The organism is Pseudomonas sp. H2_D02 (assembly GCF_054677635.1).
Genome location: NZ_CP162816.1, coordinates 688,350 through 704,739 on the forward strand (window position 1 = coordinate 688,350; position 16,390 = coordinate 704,739).

17 protein-coding genes are annotated in these 16,390 nt (G+C 57.4%); 16 read left to right on the top strand and 1 reads right to left on the bottom strand.

Annotated elements, in window-relative coordinates:
- Positions 1-25: 25 nt before the first annotated feature.
- Complete coding sequence (dnaA, locus tag AB4N42_RS03095; protein ID WP_030139023.1) at positions 26-1,555, bottom strand: chromosomal replication initiator protein DnaA; 1,530 nt, start codon at positions 1,553-1,555, stop codon at positions 26-28.
- Between the two features lie 566 nt (positions 1,556-2,121).
- On the opposite strand from dnaA, the gene rpmH reads away from it, so the two are divergent.
- The 16 genes from rpmH (at position 2,122) to atpG (ending at position 16,364) form a co-directional block, all read left to right on the top strand.
- Positions 2,122-2,256 carry a 50S ribosomal protein L34 gene (rpmH, locus tag AB4N42_RS03100; protein ID WP_003213577.1) on the top strand — a complete coding sequence of 45 codons (135 nt, stop codon included), beginning with the start codon at positions 2,122-2,124 and terminating at the stop codon, positions 2,254-2,256.
- Positions 2,257-2,272: 16 nt separating this feature from the next.
- Complete coding sequence (rnpA, locus tag AB4N42_RS03105) at positions 2,273-2,674, top strand: ribonuclease P protein component (RefSeq protein WP_030139024.1); 402 nt, start codon at positions 2,273-2,275, stop codon at positions 2,672-2,674.
- Complete coding sequence (yidD, locus tag AB4N42_RS03110; RefSeq protein ID WP_010465488.1) at positions 2,667-2,912, top strand: membrane protein insertion efficiency factor YidD; 246 nt, start codon at positions 2,667-2,669, stop codon at positions 2,910-2,912. The genes rnpA and yidD overlap by 8 nt, the downstream gene beginning before the upstream one ends.
- Before the next feature lie 2 nt (positions 2,913-2,914).
- Complete coding sequence (gene yidC / locus AB4N42_RS03115) at positions 2,915-4,597, top strand: membrane protein insertase YidC (protein ID WP_030139025.1); 1,683 nt, start codon at positions 2,915-2,917, stop codon at positions 4,595-4,597.
- Positions 4,598-4,676: 79 nt separating this feature from the next.
- Complete coding sequence (mnmE, locus tag AB4N42_RS03120) at positions 4,677-6,047, top strand: tRNA uridine-5-carboxymethylaminomethyl(34) synthesis GTPase MnmE (protein ID WP_030139026.1); 1,371 nt, start codon at positions 4,677-4,679, stop codon at positions 6,045-6,047.
- 691 nt (positions 6,048-6,738) lie between these two features.
- Entirely contained in the window at positions 6,739-8,637 is a 1,899-nt protein-coding gene (gene mnmG, locus AB4N42_RS03125) for a tRNA uridine-5-carboxymethylaminomethyl(34) synthesis enzyme MnmG (RefSeq protein ID WP_030139027.1), read from the top strand.
- Between the two features lie 5 nt (positions 8,638-8,642).
- The gene (gene rsmG, locus AB4N42_RS03130) at positions 8,643-9,278 is read left to right on the top strand and encodes a 16S rRNA (guanine(527)-N(7))-methyltransferase RsmG (RefSeq protein ID WP_187293307.1); all 636 of its coding nucleotides are present in this window, start codon (positions 8,643-8,645) and stop codon (positions 9,276-9,278) included.
- A gap of 18 nt (positions 9,279-9,296) precedes the next feature.
- The gene (locus AB4N42_RS03135) at positions 9,297-10,094 is read left to right on the top strand and encodes a ParA family protein (protein ID WP_030139029.1); all 798 of its coding nucleotides are present in this window, start codon (positions 9,297-9,299) and stop codon (positions 10,092-10,094) included.
- 9 nt (positions 10,095-10,103) lie between these two features.
- Positions 10,104-10,976: a ParB/RepB/Spo0J family partition protein gene (locus AB4N42_RS03140; RefSeq protein ID WP_030139030.1), complete on the top strand. Its 873-nt coding sequence runs from the start codon at positions 10,104-10,106 to the stop codon at positions 10,974-10,976.
- Positions 10,977-11,124: 148 nt separating this feature from the next.
- Positions 11,125-11,532: a F0F1 ATP synthase subunit I gene (locus AB4N42_RS03145; RefSeq protein WP_030139031.1), complete on the top strand. Its 408-nt coding sequence runs from the start codon at positions 11,125-11,127 to the stop codon at positions 11,530-11,532.
- A gap of 16 nt (positions 11,533-11,548) precedes the next feature.
- Positions 11,549-12,418 (top strand): F0F1 ATP synthase subunit A, encoded by an 870-nt coding sequence (gene atpB, locus AB4N42_RS03150; RefSeq protein ID WP_030139032.1) that lies wholly within the window; start codon positions 11,549-11,551, stop codon positions 12,416-12,418.
- Between the two features lie 133 nt (positions 12,419-12,551).
- Positions 12,552-12,809, top strand: a complete 258-nt coding sequence (gene atpE / locus AB4N42_RS03155) for a F0F1 ATP synthase subunit C (RefSeq protein WP_003097235.1) — start codon at positions 12,552-12,554, stop codon at positions 12,807-12,809.
- A gap of 58 nt (positions 12,810-12,867) precedes the next feature.
- A complete protein-coding gene (locus AB4N42_RS03160; protein WP_030139033.1) occupies positions 12,868-13,338 on the top strand; it encodes a F0F1 ATP synthase subunit B in 471 nt (156 codons plus the stop codon).
- 12 nt (positions 13,339-13,350) lie between these two features.
- Positions 13,351-13,887: a F0F1 ATP synthase subunit delta gene (locus tag AB4N42_RS03165; RefSeq protein WP_003187192.1), complete on the top strand. Its 537-nt coding sequence runs from the start codon at positions 13,351-13,353 to the stop codon at positions 13,885-13,887.
- A 21-nt stretch (positions 13,888-13,908) separates the two neighbouring features.
- The gene (gene atpA, locus AB4N42_RS03170) at positions 13,909-15,453 is read left to right on the top strand and encodes a F0F1 ATP synthase subunit alpha (protein WP_024777788.1); all 1,545 of its coding nucleotides are present in this window, start codon (positions 13,909-13,911) and stop codon (positions 15,451-15,453) included.
- A gap of 50 nt (positions 15,454-15,503) precedes the next feature.
- The gene (gene atpG, locus AB4N42_RS03175; RefSeq protein WP_030139034.1) at positions 15,504-16,364 is read left to right on the top strand and encodes a F0F1 ATP synthase subunit gamma; all 861 of its coding nucleotides are present in this window, start codon (positions 15,504-15,506) and stop codon (positions 16,362-16,364) included.
- Positions 16,365-16,390 lie beyond the last annotated feature (26 nt).

Genomic DNA, 16,390 nt, shown 5'->3' on the forward strand with positions numbered 1-16,390 from the left:
CCTTAATAAGCTGCGCTGGTGGTCATCAAGTGGTCAGTGTACGCAGCAGGTTCTTGTAGTCCTCGCGGATGTCCGCGTCGGATTCCTTAAGTTCGTTGATCTTGCGGCAGGCGTGCAGCACGGTGGTGTGGTCGCGTCCACCAAACACATCGCCGATTTCCGGCAGGCTGTGGTTGGTCAGTTCCTTGGACAAGGCCATGGCCACTTGGCGCGGACGTGCCACCGAACGCGAACGGCGTTTGGATAGCAGGTCGGAAATCTTGATCTTGTAGTATTCAGCAACAGTACGCTGAATGTTATCCACAGATACCAGCTTGTCCTGCAGCGCCAACAAGTCCTTCAAGGACTCACGGATAAGCTCGATAGTGATATCGCGCCCCATGAAGTGCGAGTGAGCGATCACCCGCTTGAGGGCACCTTCAAGCTCACGCACGTTCGAGCGAATACGCTGTGCAATAAAGAAAGCGGCGTCATGAGGCAGTTCGACCTTGGCCTGGTCGGCCTTCTTCATCAGGATCGCGACACGGGTTTCCAGCTCCGGCGGCTCGACGGCAACCGTCAGGCCCCAACCGAAGCGTGACTTGAGGCGTTCCTCGAGGCCTTCGATCTCTTTCGGGTAGCGGTCACTGGTAAGAATGACCTGCTGCCCGCCCTCAAGCAAGGCGTTGAAGGTGTGGAAAAACTCTTCTTGGGAACGTTCCTTGCGAGCGAAGAATTGAATGTCATCGATCAACAAGGCGTCCACCGAACGGTAGAAACGCTTGAACTCGTTGATCGCGTTCAGTTGCAACGCCTTGACCATATCGGCCACGAAACGCTCGGAATGCAGGTACACAACCTTGGCATTCGGGTTCTTCTTTAATAGATGGTTGCCCACCGCATGCATCAAGTGGGTCTTACCCAGGCCGACGCCGCCATACAGGAACAGCGGGTTGTAGCCGTGCTTGGGGTTGTCCGCCACCTGCCAGGCCGCCGCGCGAGCCAACTGGTTGGATTTACCTTCGACGAAATTCTCGAAGGTAAATGTCCGGTTCAGGTAGCTGGTGTGCTTGAGAGCGCCTTCGACCTGGACAGTGCGCTGTTCGGCCCGCACCGGTGCCTGCTGGGAGCTGGCGCCGGCCATTGGGTCGAAGCTGTCCCGGGAGGGCTCTTCGCTGACTTCGGCAACCTTTTGCGCGTTGCGTTTGCTCGGGGCGGGCGTGGGCGCCGTGGCGGTATGGTTGTTGACCTGTGCCGGGGCTGCCTGCTGGGCCTGGGAAGCTGCGGCAGCAGCCAGCGGCGCGTTGGGCGCGGCGCGAGGTGCCGAGCTGCGCTTGCTGCCTATTAATAAGGACAACGCAGGCGCCATGCCATTGCCATGCTCGTCGAGCAGTTCCATGACCCGGCCCAGGTACTTTTCATTGACCCAGTCTAGGACGAAACGGTTTGGCGCATAGACGCGCAATTCGTCGCCTTCGGCTTCGACCTGTAGCGGACGGATCCAAGTGTTGAATTGTTGGGCAGGCAGCTCATCGCGCAAAAGCTCCACGCACTGCTGCCAAAGTTCCACTGACACGGACATCCCCTAAGTTGAAAGCCGGTGAGGCAAAAACAAGCGGCCATTGTAGCGATCAGTCGCTCACTTATCCACATGCAGCTTGTCGGTCGCCCATGATTTATCAATGCGTTAAGTGAACGAAAGACGACGGGCGGTCAGTGGATAAGCCTTGTGGATAACCATGCCTGAGGTCGTTGCACAAGTGAGGGGGCAACTCGGTGGATAAACCCTCTGTGGATAACTGGCCATTCCACCCACAGCTTATCCGACAGTGCAGCACAGGCTGGACACTGCTTTCCCGCGTAGTTGTCATTCTCTGTACATGGCGGATTACAAGGCCTCAACGCTGTTATCCACAGATAGGTGGCAGCCTTGCTTTTATAAGCTTTACAGAAAAGCTTTAAATAATTCCTTCTTTATTTTTATATCTAGCTCTGTCTGACGAATCAGCCGAAAGCACCTGGACATCTATTTAAAGGAAACGCTGGTTGGAAATTGACCTAGAGGCTTGCTTTCTCTAGAATCCCCGGTCTCTTAAAACGGGGGCCATTCCGGCCCGTTGTGGACGAACCAGGTAACACGACATGAAACGTACTTTCCAACCAAGCACTATCAAACGCGCTCGTACCCACGGTTTCCGTGCTCGCATGGCTACCAAGAACGGTCGTGCCGTCCTGTCGCGTCGTCGCGCCAAAGGTCGTGCGCGTCTGGCAGTTTGATAATCCGGCACTGGAGGTGAGTCAGGACTTCAGTCGGGAAAAGCGTCTGCTTACACCCCGGCATTTCAAGGCAGTCTTTGACTCCCCTACCGGCAAGGTTCCGGGGAAAAATCTCCTGCTCCTTGCGCGCAGCAACGATCTCGATCACCCCCGACTCGGGCTGGTTATCGGGAAAAAGAGCGTAAAGCTCTCCGTTCAGCGCAATCGCCTCAAACGTCTGATGCGCGAATCGTTTCGCCTGAACCAGGATTCACTGGTCGGTTGGGACATCGTTATCGTCGCGCGCAAAGGTTTGGGTGACGTAGAAAACCCCGAATTGATTCAGCATTTCGGCAAGCTCTGGAAGCGACTGGCCCGTAACAAGCCGGTACCAGCAGTCAATACCGAAACTGTAGGGGTAGACAGTCACGATGCGTAAACTGGCGCTCGTTCCGATCCAGTTTTATCGCTACGCCATTAGTCCTTTGATGGCCAGTCACTGTCGTTTCTACCCCAGTTGTTCCTGCTACGCGTACGAAGCCATAGAAAATCATGGCCTCCTGCGCGGTGGCTGGCTGACCTTTCGTCGTTTAGGTCGCTGTCATCCGTGGAATCCCGGCGGTTATGACCCGGTTCCGCCTATCCCTACCTCCCGTTCTTCTTCGATGGCCGAGTAATCATGGATATCAAACGCACGATCCTGATCGTCGCCCTGGCAATCGTGTCCTACGTCATGGTCCTTAAATGGAACCAGGACTATGGCCAGGCTGCCCTGCCGACTCAGAATGTTGCAGCCAGCAATACCGCACCGAGCCTGCCGGATGCTCCAGTTGGCAACAACGCTGCCAGCAATGACGACATCCCACGTGCGGCAAGCGATACCAGCGCTCCTGCCGAAGCCCCAGTGGCCGTAAGCAAAGATCTCATCCAGATCAAGACGGACGTGCTCGAGCTGGCAATCGATCCACAAGGTGGTGACGTCGCCCAGCTGAAGCTGCCGCTGTACCCACGTCGCCAGGATCATCCGGAAATCCCGTTCCAGTTGTTCGACAACGGTAACGAGCGCACCTATCTTGCCCAAAGTGGCCTGATCGGTACCAACGGTCCGGATTCGAACCCGGCCGGTCGCCCGATCTACTCTGCCGAGAAGAAGACTTATCAACTGGCTGATGGTCAGGACCAACTGGTCGTGGACCTGAAGTTCAGCAAGGATGGCGTCAACTACATCAAGCGTTTCACAGTGAAACGTGGCATGTACGACGTAACCGTCTCTTATCTGATCGACAACCAGAGCGCCCAGCCTTGGTCCGGTGCGATGTTCGCGCAACTCAAGCGTGACGCCAGCGACGATCCTTCTTCCAGCACCGCCACCGGCACCGCGACTTACCTGGGCGCTGCCCTGTGGACAAGTTCGGAACCGTACAAAAAAGTGTCCATGAAGGACATGGACAAGGCTCAGCTGAAGGAAACCGTCCAAGGTGGCTGGGTTGCCTGGCTGCAGCACTATTTTGTAACAGCCTGGATCCCGCAGAAAGGCGACAGCAACGTCGTCCAGACACGTAAAGACAGCAAAGGCAACTTCATCATCGGTTACACCGGTCCGACATTGACTGCCGCCCCCGGTGCAAAAGCCGAAACGAGCGCCGTTCTGTATGCCGGTCCAAAAAGCCAAGCCGTGCTGAAAGAGCTGTCCCCAGGCCTGGAACTGACCGTTGACTATGGCTTCCTGTGGTTCATTGCACAGCCGATTTTCTGGCTGCTGCAACATATCCACAGCATCGTGGGTAACTGGGGTTGGTCGATCATTTTCCTGACCATGCTGATCAAGGGGATCTTCTTCCCGTTGTCGGCCGCCAGCTACAAGTCGATGGCGCGCATGCGTGCAGTGGCACCGAAACTGGCCGCTCTGAAAGAACAACATGGCGATGACCGGCAGAAAATGTCCCAGGCCATGATGGAGCTGTACAAGAAAGAGAAGATCAACCCGCTGGGTGGTTGCTTGCCGATTCTTGTACAGATGCCGGTTTTCCTCGCGCTTTACTGGGTTCTGCTGGAAAGTGTGGAGATGCGCCAGGCGCCGTTCATGCTGTGGATTACCGACCTGTCGATCAAGGATCCGTTCTTCATCCTGCCGATCATCATGGGCGCGACCATGTTCATCCAGCAGCAGCTGAACCCAACGCCTCCGGATCCGATGCAGGCGAAGGTCATGAAAATGATGCCAATCATCTTCACCTTCTTCTTCCTGTGGTTCCCGGCAGGTCTTGTGCTGTACTGGGTTGTGAACAACGTGTTGTCCATCACTCAGCAGTGGTACATCACGCGTAAGATCGAAGCGGCGACGAAAAAAGCCGAGGCGTAACTTGCTCTGTGGATAACCACACAAAACGCCCCCTAGTGGGGCGTTTTGCTATCTGCCACTTTTGTCTGGATACCGGTTTATGAGCACTCCGCGTGAAACCATCGCCGCTGTTGCCACCGCCCAAGGTCGCGGTGGGGTCGGCATCGTCCGTATTTCCGGGCCGTTGGCCAGTGTCGCGGCCCAGGCTATCAGCGGCCGCGTACTCAAACCGCGGTTCGCTCACTACGGGCCGTTCTTCGATGCGCAGCAGCAGGTGCTTGATGAAGGGCTCGCCTTGTATTTTCCAGGGCCCAACTCATTTACCGGTGAGGATGTGTTGGAGTTGCAGGGGCACGGCGGCCCAGTCGTCCTGGACATGCTGCTCAAGCGTTGCCTTGAACTGGGTTGCCGCCTGGCGCGACCGGGGGAGTTCAGCGAACGGGCGTTTCTGAATGACAAACTCGATTTGGCCCAAGCTGAGGCGATTGCCGATTTGATTGAAGCGAGCTCTGCGCAAGCGGCACGTAATGCGTTGCGCTCGTTGCAAGGGGCGTTTTCACAGCGTGTGCATAACCTCACGGAGCAACTGATCGGCCTGCGCATCTACGTCGAGGCAGCAATCGATTTCCCGGAAGAGGAAATCGACTTCCTCGCCGATGGCCACGTATTGAGCATGCTCGATAAGGTGCGCGAGGAGTTATCCACAGTATTGCGCGAAGCAGGGCAGGGCGCATTGTTGCGCGATGGGATGACCGTGGTGATTGCCGGCAGGCCGAATGCCGGCAAATCCAGCCTGCTTAACGCGCTGGCCGGGCGCGAGGCAGCGATCGTCACGGAAATCGCCGGCACTACTCGCGACATCCTGCGTGAACATATCCACATCGACGGCATGCCGCTGCACGTTGTGGACACCGCCGGTTTGCGCGACACCGAGGACCAGGTGGAAAAAATCGGCGTCGAGCGCGCTCTCAAGGCCATCAGCGAAGCCGACCGAGTGTTGCTGGTGGTGGATGCCACCGCGCCGGAAGCGGACGATCCCTTTGCCTTGTGGCCGGAATTCCTCGAGGTCCGCCCGGATCCGGCGAAAGTCACTCTGATTCGCAACAAGGCCGACCTGACCGGGGAAGCGATTGCCCTGGATGTCAGCGACGACGGCCACGTGACCATCAGCCTGAGCGCAAGGTCGGCGGGCGAGGGGCTGGAATTGCTGCGTGAGCATCTCAAGGCCTGCATGGGTTATGAACAGACTTCGGAGAGCAGCTTCAGCGCCCGCCGCAGGCACCTTGAGGCATTACGCCACGCCAGCGCGGCCCTGGAACACGGTCGTGCACAGTTGACCTTGGCGGGGGCCGGAGAACTGCTGGCCGAAGATCTTCGCCAAGCTCAGCATTTCCTCGGCGAAATTACCGGCGCCTTCAGCTCTGATGATTTGCTGGGACGGATCTTCTCCAGCTTCTGCATCGGTAAATAACCCCACCGGACTGACGACGAACCCGTGGCGAGGGAGCTTGTGCTCCCGCTCGGCTGCGAAGCAGTCGTAAACCGGCGGGTGCGGTGTGTCAGGTACTCCGCATTCGGCGGGTTTTGGGGCCGCTTCGCGACCCAGCGGGAGCAAGCTCCCTCGCCACAGGCCTATCGAGCGCAACACAAACCCGCTACCTCCTCTCTTTTTTGAACGGATTGCCCAAATGGTGGCGTGCCTGCGGGCGCTTCGGCGACCCCTTGTCGGCTGTTTCTGTGGATTAAGCTCTGTGAATAACTGCCATTGAGGTCGGTTGATAAACCACCTTCAAATCTGAAGATAACTGCCTCTGTGGATAACCACCTCATTAATCCACAGGCTTACACCGGTTATCCAAGCCCCTCAATGGCACATGACCACAGGGTTTTGAATCTCTGTACACATTGAAAATAAAGGCCTTTGGAACGTTATCCACAGATAAGGTGCTCAGTAAGAATAAACATAAAAACAAAGATTTTATAAATTTCTTTCTTTTTTATTTTTTTAACCGCGAGTTCTCCACAGCTGGTTAAATTTTGTGCAAAGGGTTCTTTAGAAAGGGCGAAGTCCCTATACTTGCCGACCTGGCTCAAAAAACACCCAGGACCAGACTCAAAACCTATTTCCGAATTACCTGAATAAAGCAGGCACGAGGTGCGTGGTGGATTTCCCTTCCCGTTTTGAAGTGATCGTCATCGGCGGCGGTCATGCCGGTACCGAGGCAGCACTTGCATCAGCACGTATGGGGGCCAAAACCCTGTTGCTGACGCATAACGTGGAAACCCTCGGTGCCATGAGCTGCAACCCTGCCATTGGTGGGATCGGCAAAAGCCATCTGGTCAAGGAAATCGATGCCCTTGGCGGTGCGATGGCCATGGCCACGGATAAAGGCGGCATCCAGTTTCGTGTGTTGAACAGCCGCAAAGGTCCGGCCGTGCGCGCTACCCGCGCACAGGCTGACCGAGTGCTGTACAAGGCCGCGGTCCGCGAGATCCTGGAAAACCAACCGAACCTGTGGATATTTCAACAGGCGGCCGATGACCTGATCGTCGAACAGGACCAGGTGCGCGGTGTGGTCACGCAAATGGGCCTGCGTTTCTTCGCCGATTCCGTGGTGTTGACCACAGGGACCTTCCTCGGTGGACTTATCCACATCGGTTTGCAGAATTTTTCCGGCGGGCGCGCCGGGGATCCGCCGTCGATTGCTCTCGCTCACCGTCTGCGTGAGTTGCCATTGCGTGTCGGGCGCCTGAAAACCGGTACGCCACCTCGCATCGACGGCAAGTCCGTGGATTTCTCGGTGATGACCGAGCAGCCTGGCGATACTCCGATCCCGGTGATGTCGTTCATGGGCAACAAGGAACAGCATCCACGGCAAGTCAGTTGCTGGATCACCCATACCAACGCACGCACCCACGAAATCATCGCGGCGAACCTCGATCGTTCGCCGATGTATTCCGCTGCCGGTGAAATCGAAGGTGTCGGCCCGCGCTATTGCCCGTCGATCGAAGACAAGATCCATCGCTTTGCCGACAAGGAAAGCCATCAGGTGTTTATCGAACCGGAAGGTTTGACCACCCATGAGCTATATCCGAACGGGATATCCACAAGCCTGCCGTTCGATGTGCAACTGCAAATCGTGCAGTCGATCCGTGGCATGGAGAACGCGCACATCATGCGTCCGGGTTACGCGATCGAGTACGACTACTTCGATCCGCGAGATCTGAAGTACAGCCTGGAAACCAAGGCCATTGGCGGCCTGTTCTTCGCCGGGCAGATCAACGGCACCACCGGTTACGAAGAAGCCGGCGCCCAAGGCCTGTTGGCCGGTGCCAACGCGGCACTGCGTGCCCAGGGCAAAGACAGCTGGTGTCCGCGTCGCGATGAGGCGTACATCGGTGTGTTGGTGGATGATCTGATTACCCTGGGTACCCAGGAACCGTATCGGATGTTCACGTCCCGTGCCGAATACCGCCTGATCCTGCGTGAAGACAACGCCGACTTGCGCCTGACCGAGAAAGGTCGCGAGTTGGGTCTGGTGGATGACGTGCGCTGGGCTGCGTTCTGCAAGAAACGCGAAAATATCGAACTGGAAGAGCAACGCCTGAAAAGCACCTGGGTTCGTCCGGGTACCGAGCAGGGCGATGCCATTGCGGCGAAATTCGGCACGCCGCTGACCCACGAATATAACCTGCTCAACCTGTTGAGCCGGCCGGAAATCGATTACGTCGGGCTGGTGGAAGTGACCGGCCAGGGAGCGGATGATCCGCAAGTGGCCGAACAGGTCGAGATCAAGACCAAATACGCCGGTTACATCGACCGCCAGCAGGATGAAATCGCCCGCCTGCGTGCCAGCGAAGACACCAAGCTGCCTGTGGATATCGATTACACCGGCATTTCCGGGTTGTCGAAAGAAATCCAGAGCAAGCTCGGCGCAACGCGTCCAGAAACCCTGGGCCAGGCATCGCGCATCCCCGGTGTAACCCCGGCAGCGATTTCGCTGTTGATGATTCATTTGAAAAAACGCGGCGCGGGCCGCCAGTTGGAGCAAAGCGCTTGAGTTCGATGGTCACCTCGCAACACGCTGAAGAGTTATCCACAGGTGCCCGTCAGCTCGGCGTCAGCCTGAGCGAAGCCCAGCATGCTCAATTGCTGGGTTACCTGGCGCTGTTGATCAAGTGGAACAAGGCCTACAACCTGACCGCGGTGCGTGATCCGGATGAAATGGTTTCGCGGCATTTGCTCGACAGCCTCAGCGTGATGTCCTTCATCGAGAACGGACGTTGGCTGGACGTCGGCAGTGGCGGCGGCATGCCCGGTATCCCGTTGGCGATCCTGTTTCCCGACTCAAAAGTGACCTGTCTGGACAGCAACGGCAAGAAGACCCGCTTCCTGACCCAGGTCAAACTCGAACTCAAACTGGATAACCTGCAAGTTATCCACAGCCGCGTCGAAGCGTTCCAGCCGGCTGAGCCATTCAACGGGATCATCTCCCGGGCGTTCAGCAGCATGGAGAACTTCAGCAATTGGACTCGCCACTTGGGCGATGCCAATACGCGGTGGCTGGCAATGAAGGGCGTTCATCCGGCCGATGAGCTGGTAGCATTGCCGGCAGACTTCCACCTCGATAGCGAACACGCCTTGACCGTACCCGGTTGCCAAGGCCAACGCCATCTGCTGATACTGCGCCGCACGGCATGATTGGGAACACAAGCAAGAATGGCTAAGGTATTCGCGATAGCGAACCAGAAGGGTGGTGTGGGCAAGACCACCACCTGTATCAACCTCGCAGCATCCCTGGTCGCGACCAAGCGTCGGGTGCTGTTGATCGATCTCGATCCACAGGGCAACGCCACCATGGGTAGCGGTGTGGATAAACATGGCTTGGAAAACTCCATATACGATGTCCTGATCGGCGAGTGCGATCTGGGCCAGGCCATGCATTTCTCCGAGCATGGCGGTTATCAACTGCTGCCGGCCAACCGCGACCTGACGGCGGCCGAAGTGGTGCTGCTGGAAATGCAGATGAAGGAAAGCCGCCTGCGCAGCGCGCTGGCGCCGGTTCGCGAGAATTACGACTACATCCTGATCGACTGCCCGCCGTCGTTGTCGATGCTGACGCTCAACGCCTTGGTGGCCGCCGATGGGGTGATTATCCCCATGCAGTGCGAGTACTTTGCCCTCGAAGGGCTGAGCGACCTTGTGGATAACATCAAGCGCATTGCCGAGTTGTTGAACCCGGAGCTGAAAGTCGAAGGGTTGCTGCGGACCATGTATGACCCGCGCCTCAGCCTGATGAACGACGTATCGGCTCAGCTCAAGGAGCATTTCGGCGAGCAGCTCTACGACACGGTCATTCCGCGGAACATTCGCCTGGCCGAAGCGCCGAGCTACGGCATGCCGGCGTTGGCCTACGATAAACAATCCCGTGGTGCGCTGGCCTACCTGGCCCTGGCGGGCGAGATGGTTCGCCGTCAGCGCCGCCAACCACGCATCGCTGCAGCCCAGCCAACTTAAGGAAACCCCATGGCCGTCAAGAAACGAGGTCTCGGACGTGGACTGGATGCGCTGCTCAGCGGTCCGACCGTCAGTTCACTGGAAGAGCAGGCCGTGCAGACGGATCAGCGCGAATTGCAACATTTGCCGCTGGACCTGATTCAGCGTGGCAAGTACCAGCCACGTCGGGACATGGACCCGCAAGCTTTGGAAGAACTGGCACAGTCGATCAAGAGTCAGGGCGTGATGCAGCCGATCGTGGTCCGGCCGATCGCCAATGGCCGCTTCGAGATCATCGCCGGCGAACGCCGCTGGCGCGCCAGCCAGCAGGCCGGCCAGGAAACCATCCCGGCGATGGTCCGCGATGTGCCGGACGAAGCGGCCATCGCCATGGCGCTGATCGAAAACATCCAGCGCGAGGACCTCAACCCGGTCGAAGAGGCCGTGGCCCTGCAGCGCTTGCAGCAGGAATTCCAACTGACCCAGCAGCAAGTGGCCGAAGCGGTGGGCAAGTCCCGGGTGACGGTGGCCAACCTGTTGCGGTTGATTGCCTTGCCTGAAGTCATCAAGACCATGCTGTCCCACGGCGACCTGGAGATGGGTCATGCCCGGGCATTGCTCGGTTTGCCGGAAAATCAACAAGTTGAAGGGGCGCGACATGTTGTCGCACGCGGTCTGACCGTGCGCCAAACCGAGGCACTGGTCCGTCAGTGGTTGAGTGGTAAACCGACCCCTGTCGAGGCGCCAAAACCTGACCCGGATATCGCTCGCCTGGAACAGCGCCTGGCCGAGCGCCTAGGCTCTGCGGTGCAGATTCGCCACGGAAAGAAGGGCAAGGGGCAGTTGGTGATCGGCTATAACTCTCTCGACGAGCTGCAAGGTGTCCTTGCACACATTCGCTGAAACAATTGCCCTTGTAGCGCGCAGTCGGAAATCACTACCTGAAGGTTGAATAGGGGCAGAACCGCCCCTATACTCTGCGCGCATTTTGTCGGCACAAATTATGCCAAGTTAGTGAATTCAGGCAGCCGACCATTGGAGAGCAAAAGCGATGGAAACACGCACGCCAAACCGCTTGCCGTTCCATCGTCTGGCAGTTTTCCCGGTTTTGATGGCCCAGTTTGTCGTTGTACTGATCGCCACGTTGGCGCTCTGGCAATGGAAAGGAGTCGTCGCCGGATACTCGGGTCTTTGCGGAGGCCTGATAGCCTTGCTTCCCAATATTTACTTTGCTCACAGGGCCTTTCGGTTTTCCGGCGCCCGAGCAGCCCAAGCCATCGTCCGGTCTTTTTATGCTGGCGAGGCGGGGAAATTGATTTTGACGGCAGTGCTGTTTGCACTGACGTTCGCAGGTGTGAAGCCACTGGCGCCGCTGGCGGTATTCGGCGTGTTCCTGCTGACCCAGATGGTCAGCTGGTTCGCTCCCCTGCTAATGAGAACAAGACTTTCGAGACCTTAGGGCGTTTGAGGCAACCATGGCAGAAACAACCGCTTCGGGCTATATCCAGCACCACTTGCAGAACCTGACCTTCGGGCAGCTACCTAACGGCAGCTGGGGTTTTGCCCACTCCGCAGCAGAAGCCAAGGAAATGGGCTTCTGGGCTTTCCACGTCGATACCCTCGGCTGGTCGGTCGCACTGGGCCTGATCTTCGTTTTCCTTTTCCGCATGGCGGCGAAGAAAGCGACCTCCGGTCAGCCAGGTGCACTGCAGAACTTCGTTGAAGTCCTGGTCGAATTCGTCGATGGCAGCGTGAAAGACAGCTTCCACGGCCGTAGCCCGGTGATTGCACCGTTGGCACTGACCATCTTCGTCTGGGTGTTCCTGATGAACGCCGTCGACCTGGTACCGGTCGACTGGATTCCTCAGCTGGCCATCCTGATCTCCGGCGACCACCATATCCCGTTCCGCGCCGTGTCGACCACCGACCCGAACGCGACCCTGGGCATGGCGTTCTCGGTTTTCGCACTGATCATTTTCTATAGCATCAAGGTCAAGGGCATCGGCGGTTTCATCGGCGAACTGACCCTGCACCCGTTCGGCAGCAAGAACATCCTGGTTCAGGCCCTGCTGATCCCGGTGAACTTCCTGTTGGAATTCGTGACCCTGATCGCCAAGCCAATCTCTCTGGCACTGCGTCTGTTCGGCAACATGTATGCCGGCGAGCTGGTGTTCATCCTGATCGCTGTGATGTTCGGCAGCGGCCTGCTCTGGCTCAGCGGCCTGGGTGTGGTGCTGCAATGGGCGTGGGCTGTGTTCCACATCCTGATCATCACCTTGCAGGCGTTCATCTTCATGATGCTGACCATCGTCTACCTGTCGATGGCGCACGAAGAAAACCATTAAGGCCAGTCTCGACTAGTCTGATGTCCTTCCCGGTCACACGGGAAGGAGCCCGGTACGGGCTGGGAAACGATTTGTTTTACCGCTTTAAAATCTAAAAAACCTAAACCATACGACGTAAAAGTCGGGAGGAAAGATGGAAACTGTAGTTGGTCTAACCGCTATCGCTGTTGCACTGTTGATCGGCCTGGGCGCACTGGGTACCGCAATTGGTTTCGGCCTGCTGGGCGGCAAGTTCCTGGAAGGCGCAGCGCGTCAGCCAGAAATGGTCCCAATGCTGCAAGTCAAGATGTTCATCGTTGCCGGTCTGCTCGACGCCGTAACCATGATCGGTGTTGGTATCGCTCTGTTCTTCACCTTTGCGAACCCGTTCGTTGGTCAAATCGCTGGCTAATTACTCGGATGTCTCGAGTAGATTGGTGTGATGGACAACGTAACTGCGAGGTGTTGGCGTGAACATTAATGCGACCCTGATTGGCCAGTCCGTTGCGTTCCTGATTTTTGTACTGTTCTGCATGAAGTTCGTATGGCCTCCGGTCATTGCGGCATTGCACGAACGTCAAAAGAAGATCGCTGATGGTCTGGACGCTGCCAGCCGTGCAGCTCGCGACCTGGAGTTGGCCCATGAGAAAGTGGGTCAGCAACTGCGCGAAGCGAAAGCTCAGGCAGCTGAAATCATCGAGCAAGCCAAGAAACGCGGTACCCAGATTGTCGACGAAGCCCGTGAACAGGCTCGCGTCGAAGCTGACCGTGTGAAGGCTCAGGCTCAAGCCGAGATCGAACAGGAACTCAACAGTGTCAAAGACGCGCTGCGTGCCCAAGTGGGTAGCCTGGCCGTTGGCGGTGCTTCGAAGATCCTGGGTGCCACAATCGATCAAAACGCGCACGCAGAGCTGGTAAACCAACTGGCTGCTGAAATCTAAGCGAGGGCGATCATGGCAGAACTGACCACGTTGGCCCGACCTTACGCTAAGGCGGCCTTCGAGCACGCTCAGGCCCACCAGCAACTGGCCAATTGGTCAGCCATGCTCGGCCTGGCAGCAGCGGTGTCGCAAGACGACACCATGCAGCGCGTGCTCAAGGCCCCGCGACTGACGAGCGCAGAAAAGGCCGCCACGTTCATTGACGTGTGCGGCGACAAGTTCGATGCCAAGGCACAGAATTTCATTCACGTCGTTGCCGAAAACGACCGTCTCCCGCTTCTGCCGGAGATTGCCGCTCTGTTCGACCTGTACAAGGCCGAGCAAGAGAAGTCGGTAGACGTGGAAGTGACCAGTGCTTTTGCATTGAACCAAGAACAGCAAGACAAACTCGCCAAGGTTCTCAGTGCACGACTCAACCGGGAAGTGCGCCTGCAAGTCGAGGAAGACAAGTCCCTTATAGGGGGCGTTGTAATCCGCGCCGGCGACCTGGTTATCGATGGCTCGATTCGCGGCAAAATCGCGAAACTTGCCGAAGCATTGAAATCTTGAGTTTGAAGGGGCAGCAGAGCAATGCAGCAACTCAATCCTTCCGAAATAAGTGAAATTATCAAGGGCCGCATCGAAAAGCTCGATGTGACCTCCCAAGCCCGTAACGAAGGCACTGTCGTCAGCGTATCTGACGGCATCGTGCGGATTCACGGTCTGGCCGACGTCATGTACGGCGAGATGATCGAGTTTCCGGGCGGCGTCTACGGTATGGCCCTCAACCTGGAGCAAGACTCTGTAGGTGCCGTGGTATTGGGCGCGTACACGACTCTGGCTGAAGGCATGAGCGCCAAGTGCACCGGCCGCATCCTCGAAGTTCCAGTCGGTAAGGAACTGCTGGGTCGCGTAGTCGACGCACTGGGTAACCCAGTTGACGGCAAAGGTCCGCTGAACAACACCGAGACCGATGCGGTCGAGAAAGTTGCTCCTGGCGTGATCTGGCGTAAGTCGGTAGACCAGCCTGTACAGACTGGCTACAAGGCTGTCGATGCCATGATCCCTGTCGGCCGTGGCCAGCGTGAGCTGATCATCGGTGACCGTCAGATCGGTAAGACCGCTCTGGCGATCGACGCGATCATCAACCAGAAGAACAGCGGTATCTTCTGCGTCTACGTGGCAATCGGTCAGAAGCAATCGACCATCGCCAACGTGGTTCGCAAGCTGGAAGAAAACGGTGCACTGGCCAACACCATCATCGTTGCCGCCAGCGCCTCCGAATCGGCTGCCCTGCAGTTCCTGGCACCGTACTCCGGTTGCACCATGGGCGAATACTTCCGCGACCGCGGTGAAGACGCGCTGATCGTTTATGACGATCTGTCCAAGCAAGCAGTGGCCTACCGCCAGATTTCCCTGCTGCTGCGCCGTCCACCAGGCCGTGAAGCCTACCCAGGCGACGTGTTCTATCTCCACTCCCGTCTGCTGGAGCGCGCATCCCGCGTTTCGGAAGAGTACGTAGAGAAGTTCACCAACGGCGCCGTGACTGGCAAGACCGGTTCCCTGACCGCCCTGCCGATCATCGAAACCCAGGCTGGCGACGTTTCCGCGTTCGTTCCGACCAACGTGATTTCCATCACCGACGGTCAGATCTTCCTGGAATCGGCCATGTTCAACTCGGGCATCCGCCCTGCAGTTAACGCCGGTGTTTCGGTATCCCGTGTGGGTGGTGCCGCTCAGACCAAGATCATCAAGAAGCTGTCCGGTGGTATCCGTACCGCCCTGGCCCAGTACCGTGAACTGGCGGCATTCGCCCAGTTCGCTTCTGACCTGGACGAAGCGACCCGTAAGCAACTTGAGCATGGTCAGCGCGTTACCGAGCTGATGAAGCAGAAGCAATACGCACCGATGTCGATCGCTGACATGGCGCTGTCGCTGTATGCCGCTGAGCGTGGGTTCCTGACTGACATTGAAATCGCCAAGATCGGCAGCTTCGAACAAGCGCTGATTGCTTTCTTCAACCGCGATCACGCCGATTTGATGGCGAAGATCAACGTTAAAGGTGACTTCAATGACGAAATCGACGCTGGCCTCAAAGCCGGTATCGAGAAGTTCAAGGCCACCCAAACCTGGTAAGCCGCAGCGGGAGCCGCAAGGCTCCCGCTTGCTAACCTGATAGGTGTTACATGGCAGGCGCAAAAGAGATTCGCAGTAAGATTGCGAGCATCAAAAGCACGCAAAAGATTACCAGCGCCATGGAAAAAGTGGCGGTCAGCAAAATGCGCAAGGCACAAATGCGCATGGCTGCTAGCCGTCCTTATGCGGAGCGCATCCGCCAGGTGATTGGTCATCTGGCCAACGCCAACCCGGAATACCGCCACCCTTTCATGATCGACCGCGCCGTCAAGCGCGTCGGTTACGTTGTGGTGAGCAGTGACCGTGGTCTGTGCGGTGGCTTGAACACCAACCTGTTCAAGGCCCTGGTCAAGGACATGGCGGTAAACCGCGAACAAGGCGTCGAGATCGATCTGTGCGTGGTCGGTAGCAAGGGTGCGGCTTTCTTCCGCAACTTCGGCGGTAACGTCGTCGCTGCTATCAGCCACCTGGGTGAAGAGCCGTCGATCAATGATCTGATCGGCAGCGTCAAGGTGATGCTGGATGCTTACCTGGAAGGCCGGATCGACCGCCTGTCCGTGGTATCCAACAAGTTCATCAACACCATGACGCAACAGCCGACCGTGGAGCAGTTGATTCCACTGGTGGCGACCCCGGAACAGGAACTCAAGCACCACTGGGACTATCTCTACGAACCGGATGCCAAGGAGCTGCTCGACGGCTTGATGGTCCGTTACGTGGAGTCGCAGGTCTACCAGGCGGTGGTCGAGAACAACGCAGCTGAACAAGCGGCGCGGATGATCGCGATGAAGAACGCTACCGACAACGCCGGTGATTTGATCAGCGATTTGCAGCTGATCTACAACAAGGCGCGTCAGGCTGCGATCACCCAAGAGATCTCGGAAATCGTCGGCGGCGCTGCCGCGGTTTAACGGTTCAAATATTCAGAGGATCCAGC

What these genes read in the sequence shown, in the direction of transcription:
- yidC (WP_030139025.1), top strand. Translation starts at nt 2,915, where the DNA reads ATGGATATCAAACGCACGATCCTGATCGTCGCCCTGGCAATCGTGTCC.
- AB4N42_RS03135 (WP_030139029.1), top strand. Translation starts at nt 9,297, where the DNA reads ATGGCTAAGGTATTCGCGATAGCGAACCAGAAGGGTGGTGTGGGCAAG.
- yidD (WP_010465488.1), top strand. Translation starts at nt 2,667, where the DNA reads ATGCGTAAACTGGCGCTCGTTCCGATCCAGTTTTATCGCTACGCCATT.
- AB4N42_RS03165 (WP_003187192.1), top strand. Translation starts at nt 13,351, where the DNA reads ATGGCAGAACTGACCACGTTGGCCCGACCTTACGCTAAGGCGGCCTTC.
- rpmH (WP_003213577.1), top strand. Translation starts at nt 2,122, where the DNA reads ATGAAACGTACTTTCCAACCAAGCACTATCAAACGCGCTCGTACCCAC.
- mnmE (WP_030139026.1), top strand. Translation starts at nt 4,677, where the DNA reads ATGAGCACTCCGCGTGAAACCATCGCCGCTGTTGCCACCGCCCAAGGT.
- AB4N42_RS03145 (WP_030139031.1), top strand. Translation starts at nt 11,125, where the DNA reads ATGGAAACACGCACGCCAAACCGCTTGCCGTTCCATCGTCTGGCAGTT.
- atpE (WP_003097235.1), top strand. Translation starts at nt 12,552, where the DNA reads ATGGAAACTGTAGTTGGTCTAACCGCTATCGCTGTTGCACTGTTGATC.
- atpA (WP_024777788.1), top strand. Translation starts at nt 13,909, where the DNA reads ATGCAGCAACTCAATCCTTCCGAAATAAGTGAAATTATCAAGGGCCGC.
- atpG (WP_030139034.1), top strand. Translation starts at nt 15,504, where the DNA reads ATGGCAGGCGCAAAAGAGATTCGCAGTAAGATTGCGAGCATCAAAAGC.
- AB4N42_RS03140 (WP_030139030.1), top strand. Translation starts at nt 10,104, where the DNA reads ATGGCCGTCAAGAAACGAGGTCTCGGACGTGGACTGGATGCGCTGCTC.
- atpB (WP_030139032.1), top strand. Translation starts at nt 11,549, where the DNA reads ATGGCAGAAACAACCGCTTCGGGCTATATCCAGCACCACTTGCAGAAC.
- rsmG (WP_187293307.1), top strand. Translation starts at nt 8,643, where the DNA reads ATGGTCACCTCGCAACACGCTGAAGAGTTATCCACAGGTGCCCGTCAG.